Genomic DNA, 3,516 nt, shown 5'->3' with positions numbered 1-3,516 from the left:
GTCATTTTTGAGCGCCGATCTTGGAGGCACATGCCCCCAAGGCCAAGCAAGACTATGCGCAATTCCCTACCGTTGAAGGACTATTTCGTAGCCGAAGGACTGGCCTGCGAAGCGAACCTAGCGGACGCCGCCGGACAACCGGACCGGGCCGCAGCGCTACGGGCTTTGTAGGGGTATATTATATATATCCATGCGATCAGCGAACTAAGAAGGGCTCGGCACGAGAGCGTGTCCTCGCGCACGCGGGGGGAAACTCTTCCCTTACATAAAAAACGGTCAAGCGACATCCGGTGGATACAGCGGTTCGACAGCCTTCTTCGCGCGCTCTCCCAGATTGAAGAGGCATGCGCCCTTGCCGCCGTCTTCGCCCGCCATCCGGAAGTCGAGCGCGTCATACTCTACGGATCGCGAGCCAGGGGCAACCGCAGAACCGGCTCGGATATCGACCTGTCGCTCCAGGGAGGCGACGACCTGACCGGTCTCGTCCTCTACAGCATTGTACGAGAACTCGACGACCTCCCGCTCCCCTACTCTTTCGACGTCGCGATCCACTCAATGATCGTCAACGAGGCTCTGCTCGAGGATATTCGCAGCAGGGGAGCGCTGTTGTATGAAAGGCGGGAGGGAGGCTTTCGGGTTTGCGGCGCTACACATCCGTGATTATTCAATTTACACTCCGGAAGTGCGGACAAAAGAGGGTGCGGATTTAGAGGGGGACATGAACATCGCTGCGGCGGGGTGTGCTTTCTGTCATCCCGAACGTGTGCGAGGGATCTCGGGGTTACTCTCGGGGTCCCTCCTCGCTGCGCTCGTTCGGGACGACAGATCGTCTGTCTTCCCTGACGTATGTGAAGGATCTTGGATTATACTCTCCGAGTCTGCATCCAAGATCTCCACCGACAATGAGTTCACCTCTCATAGAGAGCTATAACATAATACAGTTCTATGTGATATACTAAATCACGATACGAAAATTTGCGTTTGGCTCTTGGGCCTCGAAGGAGGAATCTCGGGATGTTCGTCGGCAGAAAGCGCGAGCTTGAAAAACTGGAGACGCTCTACCGGAGCGACCGCTTCGAATTCGTGGTGATCTACGGTCGCCGCAGAGTGGGAAAAACCCGTCTGATCACGGAGTTCTGCGAAAAAAAGAAGACCGTTTTCTTTCCCGCGCTGGAGTCGAATGCGGAGGCGAATCTCAACGGCTTTTCGCGCGCTCTCTCGCCTCTCATTGCGCCCGATCTTCCACATGCGCCCGTGTTCCGCTCCTTCCGCGAAATTCTGGAGAATGTCGGTGCACTTGCGCGGGAAGAGCGTCTCATTCTGGCGATCGACGAGTATCCGTGGCTGGCGGAATCGGAGCCGCCCTTTTCCTCTCTTCTTCAGACGTTCATCGATCATGAGTTCAAAGCAACCCGCCTGTTTCTTATTCTCTGCGGTTCTTCGACCAGTTTTATGGAGACGCAGGTTCTCGGGAGGAAAAGCCCTCTTTTCGGACGCAGGACCGCGCAGTTCAGAGTGCTTCCCTTCGACTACCTTGAAGCGGCGGAGTTTCACCCTGGCTGGACAGCCGAAGAAAAAGCGTTGACCTACGGCGTCACAGGTGGAGTTCCGCTTTACATGGAGCACTTTCACCCTGAGAAATCGCCGGAGGAGAACATACGAACGAACTTTCTGGATCCCAACTCCTTTCTCTTCGAGGAGCCGGCTAATCTGCTGAAACAGGAGCTGCGCGAACCCCGCACATATAATGCGATTTTAGGTGCGATCGCAGGTGGAGCTTCGCGCTTGAATGAGATCGCGACTCGCTCGGGGTGCGAAAGCGGCCTCTGTTCGCGCTACCTCGCCGTCCTCATGGAGCTGGGCATTGTAAGGAAGGAGAGACCTCTGCTAGAAAAATCGAACAGGAAGACGATCTATTCGATCGAAGACCCGCTATTCCGTTTCTGGCACCGTTTCATCCCGGAGAACCTGACGATGATCATGGCGTTCAGAACGGAGGGGGTTTTCGAGAGAGGAATACTTCCCTTTCTGCCGACTTACATGGGGCCTGTCTTCGAGCGCATGTGCACACAACATCTTCTGCATTCGCCCGGTGCGCTCCCCTTCTCACTGAAGGAGATCGGCCGCTGGTGGGGAACCGATCCCGGTACGCGGACGCAGGAGGAGATCGATATCGTCGGGGTTTCGCATGACGGCTCGCGGGCGCTGTTCGCGGAGTGCAAGTACACGTCGAAGCAGGTAGGGCTGGATGTTTTTGAGAGGCTTCGAAGGCGTTCGCAGCTTCTTCGCGTTGCCGGAGAGCCGTTCTATATGCTGTTCGCGAAGAGCGGCTTCAGCGCGCAGCTCAGACGCGAGGGCTCCATCGGCAACGTCCGGCTTGTGACCCTGAAGGACCTGTATAGGCGGTAACCGCGCAGTCGCTTGGAACGACACAAGCAGGCCATCCAGACGGCTGGCCCTTTTCGTCCTGGCGACCAGCCCTCTGTCATCCCGAACGAAAGTGAGCGATCTCGGGGTGTACTCTCGAGGTCCCTCCGTCGCTTCGCGCCGTTCGGGACGACAGGAAAAAAGCCATCCCGAACGACCAGTCCCTGTCATCCCGACGACCAACGGGAGGATCGGGTAGGAGGGGGCGGCTAGCCCCGTCCCCCCACACCACCGTACGTACCGTTCGGTATACGGCGGTTCACGGAATTTAACCCATGGACAGAGCCGAACTCAGGCTGAACAGGCCGCGAGATTGGAAGTATTCCAGCCCCAAGGCTATGTTGATCTGGGGCGTTGACGATAGACGCCAGTAGCCTTTACGGGATCCGCCGATTTTGATGGCTTTGCCTCTCGGGATTCCAAGAGCCATCAGCTCGCGGACCCGTGTCCTGCCTCTCTTCCATTGCTTGAGGAGGCACATGCGGAGCCGCCTGCGTATCCATCCGTCCAGTTGCTCGAATATGCTGCGGGTTACGGCGAGCTTGAAGTAGCCCATCCATCCCCTGAGGTACTGGTTGAGTTCTTGAATACGCTCCGCAAGGCTCATGCTTCTCCTGCGGCTGGTCAACTCCCGGACTTTGTCCTTGAATCTGTCCAGGCTCCTGGGCGCAACTCGGATGAGCGGCTCCTTGTGGTGCGAGAATGAGAATCCCAGAAATTTACGCCTCCAGGGGCGGTCAACGGCGCTCTTTTCCTCGTTGACTTTGAGTTTAAGTTTCCCCTCCACGTATCTGCGGATGTTTGCCATCACCCTCTCCCCCGCCCGTCTGCTTTTGACGTATATGTTGCAGTCGTCGGCATAACGGACGAATCGGTGACCCCTTTTCTCAAGCTCCTTGTCCAGGTCGTCAAGCATGATGTTGGCCAGTAGGGGACTCAAGGGACCGCCCTGAGGCGTTCCTTCCTTCGTCCTCTCGAAGAGACCGCCTATCATTACGCCCGCTTCAAGGTACGAGCGTATCAGGCGAAGTACTCGTTTGTCCGCTACTTTGCGCGCCACTCGGGCCATGAGCATGTCGTGGTTCACTC

General features: G+C 57.0%; 3 protein-coding genes. 2 read left to right on the top strand and 1 reads right to left on the bottom strand.

The window, feature by feature from the left end; genetic code table 11:
• Positions 1-294 precede the first annotated feature (294 nt).
• Positions 295-660, top strand: coding sequence for a nucleotidyltransferase domain-containing protein (locus tag GX181_06120; protein NLM71515.1), 366 nt, complete (start codon positions 295-297; stop codon positions 658-660).
• Positions 661-1,014: 354 nt separating this feature from the next.
• Positions 1,015-2,409 (top strand): ATP-binding protein, encoded by a 1,395-nt coding sequence (locus GX181_06115; protein ID NLM71514.1) that lies wholly within the window; start codon positions 1,015-1,017, stop codon positions 2,407-2,409.
• Positions 2,410-2,695: 286 nt separating this feature from the next.
• On the opposite strand, the gene GX181_06110 is transcribed toward GX181_06115, so the two are convergent.
• Positions 2,696-3,516, bottom strand: an 821-nt coding sequence (locus GX181_06110; GenBank protein NLM71513.1) for a group II intron reverse transcriptase/maturase, incomplete at its 5' end; no start/stop codon positions are given.

The organism is Synergistaceae bacterium, assembly GCA_012521675.1.
Classification (GTDB): Bacteria; Synergistota; Synergistia; order Synergistales; family Aminobacteriaceae; genus JAAYLU01.
Note: the sequence above shows the minus strand (reverse complement) of the source record. Positions and strands in the feature narration are given on the sequence as shown.